This is a genomic window from Janthinobacterium sp. GW822-FHT07H10, from assembly GCF_058798675.1.
Map to the genome: position 1 here is coordinate 1 of NZ_JBXAKS010000006.1, position 16355 is coordinate 16355.

Annotated in this window: 13 protein-coding genes; 11 read left to right on the forward strand and 2 right to left on the reverse strand. The window is 70.4% G+C overall.

The features are described 5' to 3' along the window. The 11 genes from AC1RDJ_RS15205 to AC1RDJ_RS15255 all read left to right on the forward strand — a co-directional run. A partial coding sequence (locus tag AC1RDJ_RS15205) for a substrate-binding periplasmic protein (protein WP_493027939.1) occupies window positions 1-836 on the forward strand: 836 nt, incomplete at its 5' end. Between the two features lie 3 nt (window positions 837-839). After that, complete coding sequence (locus AC1RDJ_RS15210; protein WP_198043670.1) at window positions 840-2183, forward strand: dicarboxylate/amino acid:cation symporter; 1344 nt, start codon at window positions 840-842, stop codon at window positions 2181-2183. Beyond that, window positions 2180-3589 carry a cation:dicarboxylate symporter family transporter gene (locus AC1RDJ_RS15215; protein ID WP_493027940.1) on the forward strand — a complete coding sequence of 470 codons (1410 nt, stop codon included), beginning with the start codon at window positions 2180-2182 and terminating at the stop codon, window positions 3587-3589. Before AC1RDJ_RS15210 ends, AC1RDJ_RS15215 begins: the two co-directional genes overlap by 4 nt. A gap of 32 nt (window positions 3590-3621) precedes the next feature. Then, window positions 3622-4152: a hypothetical protein gene (locus AC1RDJ_RS15220; protein ID WP_232251287.1), complete on the forward strand. Its 531-nt coding sequence runs from the start codon at window positions 3622-3624 to the stop codon at window positions 4150-4152. 17 nt (window positions 4153-4169) lie between these two features. Beyond that, the gene (gene tssK / locus AC1RDJ_RS15225) at window positions 4170-5504 is read left to right on the forward strand and encodes a type VI secretion system baseplate subunit TssK (protein ID WP_493027941.1); all 1335 of its coding nucleotides are present in this window, start codon (window positions 4170-4172) and stop codon (window positions 5502-5504) included. 3 nt (window positions 5505-5507) lie between these two features. Further along, entirely contained in the window at window positions 5508-6374 is an 867-nt protein-coding gene (locus tag AC1RDJ_RS15230) for a DotU family type IV/VI secretion system protein (RefSeq protein ID WP_083411838.1), read from the forward strand. After that, window positions 6368-10588 carry a type VI secretion protein IcmF/TssM N-terminal domain-containing protein gene (locus AC1RDJ_RS15235; RefSeq protein ID WP_493027942.1) on the forward strand — a complete coding sequence of 1407 codons (4221 nt, stop codon included), beginning with the start codon at window positions 6368-6370 and terminating at the stop codon, window positions 10586-10588. The genes AC1RDJ_RS15230 and AC1RDJ_RS15235 overlap by 7 nt, the downstream gene beginning before the upstream one ends. Then, complete coding sequence (locus AC1RDJ_RS15240) at window positions 10585-11265, forward strand: formyltransferase family protein (RefSeq protein ID WP_493027943.1); 681 nt, start codon at window positions 10585-10587, stop codon at window positions 11263-11265. The genes AC1RDJ_RS15235 and AC1RDJ_RS15240 overlap by 4 nt, the downstream gene beginning before the upstream one ends. Window positions 11266-11267: 2 nt before the next feature. Beyond that, on the forward strand, window positions 11268-12461 hold the full coding sequence (tssA, locus tag AC1RDJ_RS15245) for a type VI secretion system protein TssA (protein ID WP_493027944.1): 1194 nt from the start codon (window positions 11268-11270) through the stop codon (window positions 12459-12461). Window positions 12462-12561: 100 nt separating this feature from the next. After that, entirely contained in the window at window positions 12562-13227 is a 666-nt protein-coding gene (locus AC1RDJ_RS15250; RefSeq protein WP_493027946.1) for a response regulator, read from the forward strand. Continuing rightward, window positions 13221-14531 (forward strand): ATP-binding protein, encoded by a 1311-nt coding sequence (locus tag AC1RDJ_RS15255; protein WP_071323897.1) that lies wholly within the window; start codon window positions 13221-13223, stop codon window positions 14529-14531. The genes AC1RDJ_RS15250 and AC1RDJ_RS15255 overlap by 7 nt, the downstream gene beginning before the upstream one ends. Window positions 14532-14588: 57 nt before the next feature. Here the strand turns inward: AC1RDJ_RS15255 and AC1RDJ_RS15260 are convergent, their stop codons facing one another. Both AC1RDJ_RS15260 and AC1RDJ_RS15265 read right to left on the reverse strand, forming a co-directional pair. After that, complete coding sequence (locus AC1RDJ_RS15260) at window positions 14589-15227, reverse strand: NAD(P)H-dependent oxidoreductase (RefSeq protein ID WP_071323896.1); 639 nt, start codon at window positions 15225-15227, stop codon at window positions 14589-14591. Window positions 15228-15336: 109 nt separating this feature from the next. Further along, window positions 15337-16335, reverse strand: a complete 999-nt coding sequence (locus AC1RDJ_RS15265) for an aldo/keto reductase (RefSeq protein ID WP_493027947.1) — start codon at window positions 16333-16335, stop codon at window positions 15337-15339. Window positions 16336-16355: the final 20 nt, after the last annotated feature.

A 16355-nucleotide genomic window follows, 5' to 3' on the forward strand; every position in this document is an offset into this window, starting at 1 on the left:
CCCTGGCGCTGGCCCTGGCCTGCGCCTGCGCGCCCGCGCTGGCCACGGACGGCCTGCCGCCGCTGCCGGCCGGCTCGCCCCTCGTGCGCGGCGCCGATGGCCGCCTGATGGCGCCCGACATCGCCCGCATCGTCGCGCGCGGCGAACTGGTGGTGGCCATGTTCAAGGCCGACAGCCCGCCGTTCTACACGGAGAAAAATGGCGTGCTGAGCGGTATCGACGTCGACCTGGCGCGCAGCATCGGCAAGGAGCTGGGCGTGCCCGTGCGCTTCGACCGCAGCGGCGCCAGCATCGACGGCGTGGTCGAGCTGGTCGGCGTCGGCCAGGCCGATATCGCCATCGGCCGCCTGGGGCGCACGCTCCGGCGCAGCCAGATGGTGCTGTTCTCGACGCCGTACATGCTGCTGGGCCACGCCATGCTGATCAACCGCGTGCGCTTCGCGGAAATGGCCGGCGAGCGCCCGCTGAAGCAGGTGATGCGCGACTTCAAGGGCCAGATCGGCGTCATCGCCCACACTTCGTGGGAGGAATACGCGCGCCGGCATTTCCCGCAGGCGACCGTGAAGCCGTATCCCACCTGGCCGGCGCTGGTGGATGCCGTCAGCCGCGGCGAGGTGGCCGGCGCCTACCGCGACGAGCTCGAGGTGCGCGCCGTGCTCGAGCGCGATCCGCGCCTGGCCCTGACCCTGCGCACGGTGACCTTCAGCGATGCGCAATCCGTGCTGAGCGTGATGGTGGGCGTGCGCGACACGACATTATTGTCCCTGGTCAACGAGGTGATCGGCACGCGCGCCGACAAGCCCAGCGTGGCCAGCGCTCTGAAACTGGCGAGGTAGACCATGCATACCCCCGTGAATGCCGACATCGACACCGTGGCCGCCGTGCCCGCGCCGCAGCCGGGCGCCGTCTTGCGCCGCTTCCGCGCGCTGGCCATCAATCCCTTCATGGTGCTGGCCTGCGTGCTGCTGGGCGCGAGCATCGGCTGGGCGGCGCCCGGCGTGGCGCGTCCGCTGGGCCTGGTCGGCGTCGTCTACGTCGACCTGCTGACGATGGTGGTGCTGCCGTTCATGATGTCGGCGGTGGTGCTGAGCCTGCAAAACCTGTACCGCGAGGGCGGGGCCGGCAAGATCGTGCAGCGCGTGGTGGTGGTGTTCGTGCTGCTGGCGCTGGCCGCGGCCGTGCTGGCCACCGTCGCCACCTGGCTGCTGCATCCGGGCGGCGGCATGTCCGAGGGCACGCGCGCCGCGCTCGGGCATATCGTCGGCGGCGATGCCGATGGCAGCAACACGGCCATGGCCCTGCTGACGCCGGAGCCGGCGCCGGCCTCGGCCAGCGCGCAAGAGATCCTGCGCACCCTGATCCCGTCGAATATCTTCGCCGCGCTGGCGAATGGCGAAACGCTCAAGGCGCTGGTCTTCGCGCTGCTGTTCGGTTTTGCCGTGGGCCAGGTGCCGAGCCGCATCTCGACGGGCTTGCAGGATGCGCTGGAAACCGTCTACAAGGCGTGCCAGACCCTGACCGGCTGGATCAACCTGCCGCTGCCGCTGATCCTCGTGTGCATGGCGGCCGGCCAGGTGGCGCGCACGGGCCTGGCGCCGATGGCGGCCATGGCCGGTTTCGTCGGCGGCTTCCTGGCCGTCAGCGTACTGCTGGTCGGCGTGGCCATGGCCGTCGTGCGCCACCGGGCCGGGGTCGGTGCGCGCGCGGTGATGAAGGCCATGCGCGAACCGTTCGCGCTGGGCGTGGCGACCAACAACAGCGCCGCCTGCATGCCGGCCATGGTCAATGCGCTGGTGGGGCGCCTGGGCTTTGCCCGCTCGCGCGTGGAACTGCTGGTGCCGCTCAGCGTGGCCCTGCTGCGCGCCGGACCGGTCGCGTATTTCGTCTGCGGCAGCATGTTCATCGCCGCCCTGTACGGCCGCACGCTGTCGGCGTCCGACCTGGCCCTGCTGGCCGGGCTGTCCGCGCTGACGGGCTTTGCCTCGTCCGGCATGGCCGGCGTCGTGACGGTGTCGCTGATGGGCGTGGTGTGCGCCAGCCTGTCGCTGCCGTTCGAGGCGGCCTTCGTGCTGTTCGTGGCGGTCGATCCCGTCTGCGCCATGGCCCGCACGGCGCTTACCGTCATCGCCAACTGCGCGGCCGTGTCGCTGATCTGCGCGCGTCCCGTGACCCTGCAGCCATGAAGCTGCTGCGCGACATCCTGCACCAGCCCGCCACCTTGCTTGGCGCGGTGCTGCTGGGCGCCTGGGTCGGCATGCTGTGGCCGCAGGGCGCGCCCCTGTTTGCCGCCCTGTCGACCATCTATCTGTCGCTGATCCAGGTGGCGGCCTTGCCCTTCCTCGTGCTGGCCGTGTATTTCGGCTTGCAACGGATGGCGGCCGCCGGCGAGCAGTGGCGCCGCCTCGGCGTGCTGGCGCTGCTGGGACTGCTGCTCATGCTGCTGTGCGCCCTGGGCGGCGCCGTGCTGGCCAGCCTGGGCGCGGCCGGCGCCGGCCTCGATGCGGGCCAGGAAGCGTCGCTGGGCCGGCTGGCCATGCGCGCCGAGGCGCCGCCCGTGGTCAGCCTGCATGCCGAGGAGGCGGCGGCGGGCGCGGTGGCGGCGCCGCCGCTGGTGCCGCGCAACCTGTATGCCGTGATGGCGTTCGGCTCGGCGCCGTCGGTGCTGATCGGCGTGCTGCTGTTCGGCGCCGCCGTGGCCGTGCAGCGCCCGGAGGCCGGCAATCAGCTGAGCAGCATCCTCGAAGCCGTGTACCGCGGCATGGAGCTGGCCATCCGCTCCGTGAATATCGGCTTGCCGCTGACGGCCTTCATCCTCGCCGCGGCCGCCACCAGCAGCGCGGGCGGCGAGTCGATCGGCCTGCTGACGGGCTTCCTGCTCACCTGGTACGGCAGCGTGCTGCTGTGCTGCGCGCTGGTGGTGGGGCTGCTGGCCTGGCGCCTGAAGACGCACCCGTGGCAGGTGCTGACGGCGCTGCGCGAGCCCGTCACCGTCTGCCTGTTCGCGCCAGTCGGCGCGGCGGCGCTGCCCGAATTCATCGAGGCGCTCAGCGTGCGCCTCGGTTTCAGCCGCGGCGTGGTGGAGCTGATGGCCTCGATCTGCCCCGTCTTCATCAAGACGGGCGAGGCGCTGTTCTTTGCCGTGCTGGCCGTTTTCGTGGCGAATGTGTACGGCCAGCCGCCGGGCGCGGCGGACATTCTCCTGATCGGGTTTCTGGCTGCCTGGACGGCCCTGTGGGCTATCGGCGTGCCCGGCGTGAAGGCGGTGCTGTGGGCCGGCGTGCTGCAGGCGTCGCTGGGCTTGCCGCTGGACGCCATGCTGCCCGTGCTGCTGATGCTCGAAGTGCTGTGCGAGGGCGCGCGCAACCTGGTGTCTTACCTGGCCGCCGCCGCCCTGATCGCACTGGGCAGCGAGGCGGCGCTGCCGCAGCAGGCGGTGGCGGCCAGCGCCGCTGCTGCCGCGCCGCTGCTGCTGGTGCTGGGACGGCGCCAGGCCTGGCTCGGCGCGGGCTTGCTGGCGGCGGCCCTGCTGTCGGTGTTTGGCGCGGGCCTGGGCGCCGGCCTGCGCAAGATGCTGATGCTGACTTACTAAGGTTTTCTTACTCATTACGTACAGGATATTCCATGTCTTTCAAGCCCGAATCGACGCAGGCCGGCGCACACCGCGCGATGACGCAGCTGGCGCTGGCCCTGCTGGCGGCCAGCATGCTGGCCGGCTGCGGCGCGCTGGCCCTGATGCGCGGCGACCCGCGGCCCGTCAAGCCCGACTGGCAAACGGTGACCCTGGTGGCCGCCAACGATGCGAACGGCAACAGCGCGCTGGCCGTCGACGTGGTGCTGGTCAGGGACAAGGCCGTGCTCGACACCCTGGCCGCCATGCCGGCCAGCCGCTATTTTGCCGCCAAGGGCGACTTGCAGCGCACCTTTCCCGAAGCCCTGACGGTGCTGGCCGTGGAAATCACGCCGGGCCAGGCGCTGCAGCTGGACGCCAAACGCTTCGGCGAGCAGCGCGTCTGGGCCGCGCTGGTCTTTGCCAATTATGCCAATCCCGGCGAACACCGCGAGCGCTTGCTGCTCGGCAGCAGCGCCTATGTGCTGCAGCTGAACGCGCAGGGGTTCGCCGCCAGCGACATCAAGACGGGCGCCGCCCGCTAACCGAGGAAGCATCTGCCATGGCCGAAGCAATGTTGTATGACCGTATCCAGTGGCATGAAGGCATGCTGCTCACTCCGCAGCATTTCCAGCAGGAGAGCGCCCGCGTGGACGCCCTGGTGGGCTGGCAGGCGCTGGCCGCCCAGCCGGCCGCCTGGGGCGTGCGCGTGCTGGCCATCGACGAGGCCAGGCTGAGCAGCGGCAAGCTGCGCATCACGGCGCTGCAAGCCATCTTGCCCAACGGCATGGCGGTGGCGTACGACGCCGGCCAGGCGCAGGACTACGTGCTGGAACTGGACCTGGCGCCGTACGCCGCCGGCATGGAGCAGCACGACTTGCCCGTCTACCTGGCCGTCGGCACTGCGCGTTCGCTGCGCCTGCCGGGGCAGCCGGCCATGTTCCGCCGCGTCGACAGCCCGCTCGTCGAGGACGAAGTGTCCGAAGCGCTGGCCGACGAGGTGCCGCGCATGGCCGCCAACCTGTGCCTGATGGCCGGCAAGGTGCCGGGGCCGGCCTGGGTGCATCTGCAGCTGATGATCTTGCGCAAGGAAAACGAAAGCGTGCGCCGCTGCGCCTTCTGGCCGGCCCAGCTCGAGGTGCCCGCCGCCTCGGCCATTTTGCAGCGCGCGCAGGCGCTGGCCGCGCTGATGCGCAACAAGGCCGTCTTCCTCGCGCGCCAGACGGCCTCGGGCTCGTCGCGGCTGGAAGACCGGCTGGCCATGCTGGAACAGCGGGCGCGCCTGTCCAGCCTGACCCTGCACCTGCCGCTGCTGGAAGCGGCGCTCGATGCGGGGCCGGTGCAGCCGCTGCCGCTGTACCTGGCCCTGTGCGCCCAGCTCGGTCCCTTGTCGGCGCTGCGCCCCGGCGCCGTGCCGCTGGCGCCGCCCGCCTACGCGCATGGCGACAGCTATGCGGCTTTCGACAGCGTGCTGGGCAACCTGCTGGACCTGGTCGGCGAAGTGAGCCAGGAATGGAAGACCTGCACCTTCAACCTGAACGGCCAGGTGTTTTCCCTGCCGCTGCGCCCGGAATGGCTGGGCGGGCAGGGCACGCGCCTGGTGGTGGGCTTGCGCGGCCAGCGCGAGCGCGAACTGGCGGCGTGGATGGCGGGCGCCGTGATCGGCTCGCGCACGGTGTCGGCGTCGCTGGGCGACCGCCGCGTGCTGGGCGCGACGCGCGGCCCCATCGACGGCGCGCCGGAACTGGGCTTGCGCGGCAGCCAGGGCTGCAGCCTGTTCGCCATCGAGGTCACCGACCAGTTCATCGTCGCCGGCCAGGATTTGCTCATTAGCAACATCAACGAACACCTGCAGGCACAGCGCCCGCAGGAAGTCGTTTTGTTCATCAAAGGCTGAAGCATGACACTCCAGGATACTGTCCATGGCGCGCACGGCGCCAGCGGCGCGGCGGCAGGCGCCGCGCGCCCTCTCGGCGGCGATGGCAACGACCTTGCCAGCGTCCAGTTCCGCGCCTTCGTGGCGCTGCTCAACCAGTCCGTTGCCGAGGGCGCGGCCCTGGGCGAGGCGGATGGCCGCGCCGGCGCGGAAGCGCTGAGCCGCAAGCTGAGCCAGCTGATCGAGCTGCAAACCCTGGAGGCGGGGCGGCAGGGCGGCAAGGCGGGCGCCGAGGCGGAATTGCAGGGACGCTTCCTGAAGGCGGCCCTGGCCGACGAAGTGCTGCTGCACACGGACTGGGCCGGACGCACGCACTGGCGCCACGTGCTGCTCGAAGCGACGCTGTTCAATTCCGGCCACGCCGGCCAGCAGGTGTTCGCCGATATCGACCAGCTGCTGCGCGAGCGCGAACCGGCGCGCCGGGCCGTGGCGCGCCTGTACCTGTACCTGCTGTCGCTGGGCTTCCAGGGCCGCTACCGCGACGGCGCGGGCCTGGCGCAGATCGCCGACTACCGGCGCGAGCTGTTCCAGTTCGTCTACCAGCGCGCGCCCGACATGCGCGCGCGCGACGCCGTCCTCACCGAGCAGCCGTATGCGAGCACCCTGTCGTACAGCGGCGGGCGGCGCCTGTCCCGGCTGAGCCGGCGCGGCGCCATCCTGGTGCTGGTGCTGCTGATACTGCTGGGGATATCGGAAGTGCTGTGGCTATGGCAATCGTGGCCCGTGCGCAAGGCCCTCAGCGCGCCTGTCTCGCCGGCCATCGTGCACTTGCGGCCCGCGCCGCCGCTGGCGCTGCAAGCTGTCGCGCAGGGCGAGGTGGCGCCATGCTGAACTTCCTCTCCGATAACCTGGCCATCGCCGTGCTGCTGCTGGTGACCCTGCTGGTGCTGGTGCTACTGGCCGTCGTCATCAGCGCGGCGCTGCGCAGCGGCGGCCAGGCCGCCACGGCGAATGCGGGCAGCAAGCTGCGCCTGCTGGGCTCCGAATCGCTGCGCCTGTCCTTCCGCCATGCGATCGAGCTGATCGAAGCCAATCTGGCCGAGCGCGCCGAGCGCTACAACCTGTCGTGGACCTTGCTGCTCAATGAAAGCACGGGCCGCGCCGTGCCGCTGGCGCAGTCCGGCCTGTCCAGCGCGCTGAGCGCCGACAGCAGCCTGACGGCGGCCGCCCAGGGCATCGCCTGGAATTTCTTCGACAAGGGCGTGGTGGTGCAGCTGCAGTCCGAGTACCTGGGCTCGCCCGATCCCGACAGCGCCGCCAGCAACGGCATCTGGGACGATTTCCTGGGGCTGTGCCGCGCCTACCGGCCGCAGCGGCCCTTCGACGGCATCGTGCTGGCCATGCCGTGCGCGGCCCTGCTGGCCAGCGATCCGCAGGGCCAGCTGGAACTGGTGGCGCGCGCCAAGGCCATCCACCGGCGCCTGTGGCTGGCGCAGAACCGTCTGGCGCTGCGCTTTCCCATCCACCTGGTGGTGACCGAGTGCGAGGTGCTGCCGGGCTTTTCCACGTTCGGCGTGGCCTTGCCCGAGCCGATGCGCCGCTCCATCCTGGGCTGGGCATCGCCATATGAACTGGTGGCGCCGTTTCGCGTGCAGTGGGTCGACGCGGCGATGGACCAGATCGTCGGCGCCGTGGCCGACAGCTGCGCCGAACTGTGCGCGCTGGAGCAGGCCGATGCCGACAGCCGCGCGTATTTCCTCCTGCCCAGCGAGGTGGAGCGGCTGCGCGCGGGCCTGAAGGTGTTTTGCGAGGAGCTGATGCGGCCCAGCGCCTATCACGAGCCCTTCCTGCTGCGCGGCATCTACCTGACGGGCGACTGCAGCGACGAAGCCGCGCTGCTGGCCGCCACAGCCGGCGCGGCCGCGGCGCCCGCATTGACAGACGGGGCGGAGCACACGCAGCTGGCGCTGGCCGGCGCTGGGGCGCAGGACGCGGCCGTCGCGGCGCCGCAGGACGGCATGCCCGTCTTTTTGCGCGATATCTTCGAACGCAAGATCTTTGCCGAAGTGGGCCTGGTGCAGGCGTCGTCGCAGCGCATGCGCCGGCCGGCCGTCGGCCGCCTGGCCTACTGGTCGGCGCTGCTGTTGCCTGCCCTGTGGGCGCTGGGCCTGATCGTTTCGAGTTTCCAGTTGCACCGGCTGGCCGGCGAAATGATCGTCTATCTCGATGCGCTGAACGGCGACGACCGCGCCAGCCTGCAAAGTGGCCGCGCGGCGGCTGGCTGGACGGCGGCCGCCGGCGGCGCGCCCAATGCCCAGCGCAGCCAGCAGCGCGCCGTCGACGCCTTGCTCAACATCGAACAGCTGGGCGAGGCGCATTTCAGCTCCCTTTTCATGCCCGGTTCCTGGCCCATCTTCGACGACTTGCACGACCGCGTGCAGCAGCGCCTGGAGCAGGGCTTCGCCGACAACGCCTTCGAAGCGCTGAGGCGCGCCGCCTTCGCGCAGCTGAGCCAGCTGACGGGCGTGCCGCGCGACCCGGCCACGGGCAGCCTGATCGCGGGCGCCCAGTGCACCTTGCCGGCGCGCTGGCATGAGCAGGCGGGCGTGCCGGCGCCCAGCGCGCTGAACCTGGAAGACTTGCCGCACTACCTGGCGATGCTGCAATACCTGGCGCGCATGGATGAGCTGGACCGCGTCGTCAGCGCCATGCTGCGCCTGAAGGGCCCCAGTTCCGTGCCGGCCTCGGGCGACGACCTGGCGCTCGTCGTGCGCGTGCTGCTGGGCACGGAATTGAACGGCACGCCGGCCCGCACGGCCGCGCTGTTTCGCGAAGTGGCGCAAAACGTGCCGTCGCTGGCCATCGAGCCGATGCAGGAGGCGGCCCGCTGTTCGCTGCACCTGGCCAGCGGCGCCATGTACCGCCGCCTGTTCGACGAGAATGGCTTGCTGCGCGCCGAGCAGGCCGTGGCCGCCAGCACGGGCGGACTGTTCGACGGCGCACAGCGCAGCAGCGACCTCGACACCCAGCTGCGCCAGTGGCAAACCCTGCGCGCGGCGCTCGATGCGCAGCAAAGCCAGCTGATGGTGGGCAAGGGCGGCTGGATGCATCAAAGTAACCTGAACCTGGGCGCCGCGCACGACGCCATGCTCGAACGCATCGGCGCCAATTCGCTGCTGGGCAAGGTGGGCGCGCAGGACAGCCGGCAGCTGGCGACGCAGGGCTTCGGCCGCTTCGTCATGGCCTGGGACGCCATCCTGGCCGTGCCCAATCCCGTCGACGCGGGCGGCCCCGGCCTGGCCTGGGCCGGCGCCACCGCCAGCTGGGCCTTCACGCCCGAACGCAAGGCCTTGCATGAAGCCGTGTCGGCGCTGATGGCACCGCCGTACATGCGGGCCGAGACGCCCGTGCGCCTGCCTGACGTGCCAGCCGGCGCTACCATCCGCTGGGACAAGGTGCAGCTGGAGCGGGCCGCCAGCCTGGCCGAGGCGCGCAAGGCGTTCCAGGCGGGGCCGTACACGCGTTTGCCCAGCCGCTTGCAGCAGCCGGCCAGCGCCCTCGTCGACCAGGCCCTGGCCGGCAGCGTGCATGGCGCGCTGGCGCAGGCGCTGACGATTGCGGCGGCGGAATTGCCCAGCGCCGCCAGCGACGCCGACTATGCGAGCGTGCTGCGCGTGCGCGCCCGCCTGGAGGAGATGGGGGCGCGCCAGGCCGTGGCCGAAGTCGATACGGCGCTGGCGCGCGACGCCATGTCGCGCCTGCGTCGCCTGGACGAGGTGTTCACGGCGGGCGAGGTGTTCGTGCCGCGCGACCGCGCGTTCCAGGGCTGGAAGGGCGAGAAGGGCGCGCTGGTCGAGGCTTTCGCGGCTGGCGACGGGGCCGGCCTGAACGCTTACCTGGCGCAGCAGCAGGAATTCATCGAGATCCTCGGCAAGCAGGTCGAGGGCGTGCTGACGCAGCTGTCCGGCGCGGCCGCCAGCCAGCCGCTGGTGGCGCGCTGGCAAGCCATCCTGGCCGATTTGCGCCGCTACCGCCTGAAAAGTCCCACCAGTTCGCTGCTGGCGGTGGAACAGTTCATCCTCAACGGCAGCGCCGACATCGACCTGGCCAACTGCGCCGACAAGCTGGGCGCGCGCATGGCGCAGCGGCGCGGCGCCGACGTGTTTGCCGAGCGCCTGCACGGCCTGCAAAGCGGCTTGCTGGCGCGCTGCCGCGAACTGTCGGCCAGTCATTACCAGGGCGAGTGGGAGCGGTTCGCCGAGGTCTACAACCGCGACCTGGGGCGGCGCCTGCCGTTCGTCGCGCTGTCCGGCGCGGCGGGGACGCGCGGCCGCGCCAGCGACGCCGTGCCGGCCGACCGCGAGGAAGTGGGCGCCGTGATGAAGCTGTATGAACGGGCCAGCGCCGCCAGCGCGCAGGCCGAGCGCGAGCCGGGCCGGCCCGCCGTCAGCGCCGCCGTGCGCAAGGCCAACCTGCAGCTGCGCCGCGTGCGCGACGTGCTGGCGCCCCTGTATCCGGCCGAGGAGGGCCAGGCGGGCGGCCTCGACGTGACGGCGCAGTTCCGCGCCAATCCCGGTGCCGAGGCGGAAGGCAACAAGATCATCGAATGGACCCTGAGCATCGGCGGCGCCAGCGTGCGGCAGAACGAGGCCCCGCGCGCGCTGCGCTGGGAGCCGGGCATGGCCGTGCTGCTGTCCATGCGCCTGGCGCGCGACGGCACGGGCACGCCGAAGGCTGAAGCGGGCCAGTCGCACATGGCCGTGGCCGAGCGCACGGTCAGTTACCGTTTCGACGACCCGTGGGCCCTGTTCTCGTTCATCGGCGCGTATCGCGAGGAAGAGGCGCCGGGCAGCGACGGGCGTGCGCCGCTGCTGCGTTTCGAGTTTCCGTTGGCCAATACCGACGCCACGGGCAGAGTGCCCGCCGCCGACAGCCGCGCCCGCGTCTTCGTGCGCCTGGCCGTCAGCGCGCCGGGCAAGCGCACGCCGCTGGCCTGGCCGGCCGTGTTTCCGGTCCAGGCGCCGGCCTGGCAGGAAGCGGCCTTGCCCGCCACGGGCGGCGCCGCCGACAGGCTCAGTATGCAGGCCGACAGGGGCGAGCGGTGAGCGCCGCCGACCGGGGGCATGCGGGCGGGGCGCCCGTGCGGGTGGCCGTGTTCGGCAGCTTTTACCGGGGTTTTCACGTGCTCAGCGAATTGCTGAAAGGCCCGCTGGCGCCGCGCATCGAGGTGGTCGGCGTGGCCACCGATGATCCGCGCGTGGGCTTTGTCAGCCGCGAGCGGCGCGTCTGGTCGTATCCGCACAGCGCGGACGAGGAGGCGATGGTGGCGCGCCTGGCGGCCGCGCACGGCTTGCCGGCCTACCGGGGCCGCGTGAAGAGCGAGGAGTTTTACCACCTGTACGAGCGCGAGTGGCGCCCCGAGCTGTGCATCGCGGCCACCTTCGGCCAGCAGTTCGACGCGCGCCTGCACCGCTTCCCGCGCCATGGCTTCTACAACCTGCACCCGTGCGTGGACGATGGCTGGCCGTCGGCCTACGCGGGACCGAACCCGTTCCAGGCCCTGCTCGACGATGGCGCCGACCATGCCGTCATCGCCCTGCATGAAGTGGACGACGGCTTCGACACGGGCCGGCTGGTGGCGCTGTCGGACAAGATCTACTTTCCGCCGGCCGCCTCGGTGGTCGACCTGCACAAGAGTACCTCGCCGCTGGCGGCCAAGTTCCTGGCGCAGCAGGTGGCCAGGCTGATCGACGCCGCGCAGGCCCGCCATGCAGCCGCCTGACAATGGCGCCCGCTTCCTCCTTCCTGGCGCGGCTGTTCCTGCCACGCCAGCTCAACCGAAAAGACACGACCATGCACGCCATTCCTGATTTCCTGCTCAGCGCCGCCGACCAGCAACGCCTGGACGCCTTGCTGGCCCCCCTGTCGCCCGAGGCGCCGTGCGGCGAGTCGGCCCGCTACGACGCCGTCTGCATGGAGATCCGCCTGCTGCGCGAGGAGGATGACCCCAGCCTGCCGATGGGGCAATGGGAGCGCCCGCTCAAGCGCGCCGACTGGGCGCTGATCGAACAGCATTGCGGCGAGGTGTTGACGGCGCGCTCGAAGGATGTGCAGATCGCCGCCTGGCTGGCCGAGGCGTGGCTGCGCCAGCGCGGCTTTGCCGGCCTGTATCACGGCCTGCGCCTGGTCGACGCCTTGCTGCGCGATTACTGGCCGGACGTGCATCCGCTGATCGACGACGACGGCGACGCCGATGCGCGCCTGGCGCCGCTCGAGTGGCTGAATGAGTCGCTGAGCGTGAGCGTGCGCCTGCATGCGCCCCTGCTGGTACTGGGCGGCAAGCTGCCGCCGCTGACCCTGGCCGACTGGGAGCGCATGACGGCGCAGGACGTGGCGCCCGTGCCTGGCGAGCGCGCCGATGCGGGCGCGGGCGAGGATGCGCCGCTGACGCGCGCCGACATCGTGTTCGCGGCGGCGCAGATGGGCGGCGAGCTGGCGCGCGTGGGCGCCGCCGTCGCGCACGGCCTCGATTGCCTCGACGGCATGGCGGACTTCCTCGACACGCGCCTGGGCGAACAGGCGCCGCGGCTGCTGAAGCTGCGCGGCGTGCTGGAAACCGTCCAGCGCGTGCTGCTGCAACTGCAGGACGAGCAGGCGCTGGACCCGGCGCCGGACGAGGCGGAAGCGGAGCTGGCCGCTTGCGCCGCGCCGGACGGCGGCGATGCGATGCCGGCGGCCGCGCCGGCCGCCAGCCCGGCGCCCATGGCCGCGCGCTGGCGCAACCGCACGGAAGCCTACGCCACGCTCGAGGCGCTGGCCGAATACCTGGCGCAGATCGAGCCGCACAGCCCGACCCCGTTCCTCATCCGCCGCGCCGTCAACTGGGGCCGCATGCCGCTGCCCGAGGTGATCGCGGAAATCATCCGCGAGGAGGGCGACTTGAACCGCCTGGTGAATGTGCTGGGCATACGCCTGTAAAACGCGGCGGCATGAGGCCTGCGAGCGGGCGCCACGGCAACGGCCTGGCGTCATCCACGGTAAGATATGGGCATTTTTAGCCATTGTGTGAGGGACCGGGGTGCGCGTGTTGCTGGTGGAAGACGATCCGATGATCGGGGAAAGCATGGTCGAGGGCTTGCTTGGCGAGTGCTATGCCGTGGACTGGGTGCGCGATGGCCACGATGCGGAGCTGGCGCTGGCCGGCTTCGCCTACGACCTGATGCTGCTGGACCTGGGCTTGCCCGGCAAGGAGGGCATGGAGGTGCTGCGCGCCACGCGCAGGTGCGGCGCCGACTTGCCCGTGCTGATCATCACGGCACGCGACGGCACGCCGGCCCGCGTCGAGGGGCTCGACAGCGGCGCCGACGATTACCTGGTGAAACCGTTCGACCTCGACGAGTTGCTGGCACGCATACGCGCGCTGCTGCGCCGCAGGGTCAGCCGTTCGCGCTCCATCATCGAGCACGGCGCGCTGACGCTGGACCTGGCCAGCCATGACGTCACGTTCGAAGGCGAGCAGATCAAGCTGCCGCCGCGCGAGTTTTCCGTGCTGCGCGCCTTGCTCGACGATCCGGGCAAGGTGGTGTCGAAGCGCCAGCTGGGCGAAAAGCTGTATGGCTGGGACAGCGAAGTGGAAAGCAATACCGTCGACGTGTATGTGTACCAGCTGCGCAGGAAGTTCGGCGCGGACTGCATCCAGACCGTGCGCGGCGTCGGTTACAAGATGCGCGTGGCGCCATGCTGAGCATCCGTCGCCAGTTGCTGCTCGGCTTGCTGGCCGCCACCTTGCTGTGCGTGCTCGGTGCGGGCATTTCACTGTTCCGCTCGCTGCTGGAAGAAACCAATGAACTGGCCGACTTGCAGCTGCGCCAGCTGGCCGTGGCCTTGCCCGACGAGTTCGAACCGCAGACGGGCATGCCCGCCGCGCAGGATCCGGAAGAAGCATTCGTGCTGCAGGCGTGGGACGAGGCGGGCCAGCCATTACCCGTTTTGCCGGGCCAGTCACCACTGCCGCGCTATGCGCTGGCCGGTTTTGCCGACGTCCTGGTGCAGGGCGAGGACTGGCGCCTGTACGGCGAGACGCGGCGCGGCCGTTACGTGCAGGTGGCGCAGGCGCAGGCCGTGCGCGACCAGCTGGCGTGGCAGATGACCATGCGCGCCGGCGCGCCGCTGCTGGTGTTCGCGCTGATCCTGGCGCTGCTGATCGTCGCCGTGGTGGGTCGGGCGCTGGCGCCGCTGCACCGGCTGGCCGCATCGGTGGCGGGCCGCTCGCCGGATGCGCTCACACCGCTGGCGGCCGACGACATGCCGCCCGAACTGCGGCCCGTGGCGCTGGCGCTGAATGGACTGATGGGACAGTTCGAGGCGGCGCTGACGGCGCAGCGCACCTTTGTCGCCGATGCCGCGCACGAATTGCGCTCGCCGCTGACGGCGCTGAAGCTGCAGTTGCAGCTGGCCGAACGGGCCAGCGGCGAGGCGGCGCGGGCGGCCGCGCTGGCCAGGCTGCACGAGCGGCTCGACCGCAGCACCCACCTCGTGCGCCAGCTGCTGAGTCTGGCGCGCCACGAGACGGCGCTGACGGCCAGCCAGCTGCAGTCTGTCGATCTGGGGCAATTGCTGGAAGCGGCCGTGGCCGACCACAGCGCGCTGGCCGACAGCCGCGACATCGACCTGGGTGTGGTTGAAACATTGCCGACCAGGGTGATGGTGAAAGCCGACCCGGATGGCTTGCAAGTCTTGCTGAACAACCTGATCGACAATGCCTTGCGCTACACGCAGCAGGGCGGCAGGGTCGACCTGCAGGCGGCGCAGGAAGATGGCCGGCCGCTGCTGCGCGTGCGCGATAACGGTCCCGGCGTGCCGTTGCAGCACCATGCGCGCCTGTTCGACCGTTTCTTCCGGCCCGATGGCAACGATGCCTGGGGCTGCGGCCTGGGCCTGTCCATCGTGCGCCACATCGCCGAGCACCACCGGGCCGACATCGCGCTGGCCGACGGCGAGGCGGGACGGGGACTGTGCGTGACAGTGCGCTTTCCGCAGGCGGCGTGAACGAAAAAAAAGCGGATGCCGTTGCCGGCATCCGCTTTTTCGAGAGGCGCGGTGTGCTTACGCCAGCTCGGTGATGAACTGCCCGCGCGCCGGGCGCACTTTTTTCAGGTCGACCAGCCAGTCGCCTTCATCGGCGCGGTAGCCGAGCGGCAGCATGACGACCGAACGCAGGCCTTTTGCGCGCAGGCCGAGGATTTCATCGACCTTGGCCGGGTCGAAACCTTCCATCGGCGTCGAATCGACTTTTTCCTGCGCTGCGGCGATCAGGGCCGTGCCCACGCCGATGTAGGCCTGGCGCGCCGCGTGCTGGTAGTTGGTCTCGGCGTCGCGCTGCGGATACGTGGCGAGGATTTGCTGGCGGTACGCTTCCCAGCCCTCGTTCTTGAAGCCGCGCACGGTGTTGACGAGGTCAAACATCTTGTTGATGCGCTCGACCGTGTAATTGTCCCAGGCGGCAAACACCAGCAAATGCGAGGCGTCCGTCACTTGCGACTGGTTCCACGCATGCGGCTTGATCTGCTCGCGCAGGGCCGGATTCGTCACCACGAACACTTCATAGGGATGCAGCCCGCTGGAGCTGGCCGTCAGGCGCACGGCTTCCAGGATGCGCTCGACCTTGTCTTGCGGCACCGTTTTCGTCGGGTCCATTTTCTTGGTGGCGTAGCGCCATTGCAGTGTTTCGAGCAAATCGGACATATAAATCCCTTTCATAATGAATAGTTCAGATTGGAAATGATAGCGGATTCAGCCATTTCAAGTGCGGCGGGTAAAAAGAAACTTGTATAGCGCACTCAAGCATGGTTGTCTACAGGCCAAGCATGTCCAGCTCATGCCGCGGGTAGCGCGCGCCCTGCACGGCGGTGGGCGCGATGGCGGCGCCGATGGCGGCCAGCTCGCTGTCGCTCAGGACGATCTGCGCGGCGGCGACGTTCTCTTCCAGGTGCGCCAGGCTGCGGGCGCCGGGAATCGGCACGATGTCGCCGCCTTGCGCCAGCAGCCAGGCCAGGGCCAGCTGCGCCGCCGTGGCGCCGCGCGCGGCGGCCAGGCGTTGCAGCGCGGCCACCAGGCGCCCGTTGGCGGCCATGGCTTGCGGCTGGAAACGGGGCAAGCTATGGCGATAGTCGTCGGGCGCCAGCGCGGCGCTGGAAGCGAGCTTGCCGGTCAGGAAGCCGCGTCCCAGCGGGCTGTAGGGCACGAAGCCGATGCCCAGCGCGCGGCAGGCGGGCAGCACGTCCGCTTCCACGTCGCGGCTCCACAGCGCATATTCGGATTGCACGGCCGCGATCGGATGCACGGCGTGGGCGCGGCGCAGGGTGGCGGCCGACACTTCCGACAGTCCCAGGTGGCGCACCTTGCCCGCCCGCACCAGCCCGGCCATGGCGCCGACGACGTCCTCGATGGGCACGGCGGGGTCCACGCGGTGCTGGTACAGCAGGTCGATGCAGTCGACGCCCAGCCGGGACAGCGACGCTTGCACCACCTGGACGATGTGTTCCGGGCGGCTGTCCACGCCGGCCATGCGTTCCACGCCCTGGCCGTGCGGCATGATGCGGAAGCCGAACTTGGTGGCTATGCTGACCTTGCCGCGCAGCTGTTTCAGGGCGCGCCCCACCAGCGCCTCGTTGGCGTAGGGGCCGTATACTTCGGCCGTGTCGATCAGGGTGACGCCCAGTTCCACGGCGCGGTGCAGCACGCGCAAGGCGCTTGCCTCGTCGGCGCCGCCGTAGGCAAAGCTCATGCCCATGCAGCCCAGGCCGATGGGTGCGACGCTCAGGCCCGATGTGCCCAGTGTGCGGTATTCCATGGTCATTCCTCTTCAAAAAA